General features: G+C 62.8%; 1 protein-coding gene. It reads left to right on the forward strand.

Annotated features, from left to right (window positions below; all coding sequences use genetic code 11):
- Positions 1–168 precede the first annotated feature (168 nt).
- Positions 169–368: LysR family transcriptional regulator (locus tag KVS69_RS18975; protein WP_254622292.1), on the forward strand; the 200-nt coding region annotated here is incomplete at its 3' end.

Consider the following 368-nt stretch of genomic DNA (forward strand, 5'->3'; position numbering starts at 1 on the left):
GTGATGGGGGTAGGGTTGCCGGAAAGCCGTGGCCTGGGAGGCCCCTGACGATGCGGTGCGGCCGCCCCCCGGCGGCCTCCGGTGAGAGATGATCCCCCTATGCATTCGCTGCTATAAGAGCCACCATGAACATAACCTTCATGCGATGTACGCATGGATCGAGGATGCATGGACCGGTTTTTGCTTATGACCTGCTTTGCCCGCGCCGAGGAGACAGGCAGCTTTTCCGCCGCCGGGCGTGACCTGGGGCTGGGCCAGCCGAATGTCAGCCGCCATGTCGCCGCACTGGAGCAGCATCTGCAGACACGGTTACTCAACCGCTCCACACGAAAACTGGTGCTCACCCCGGAAGGCGAGCGCTATTACGC

It is taken from the genome of Stenotrophomonas sp. GbtcB23 (genome assembly GCF_019091045.1).
GTDB classification, from domain to species: Bacteria; Pseudomonadota; Gammaproteobacteria; order Xanthomonadales; family Xanthomonadaceae; genus Stenotrophomonas; species Stenotrophomonas rhizophila_A.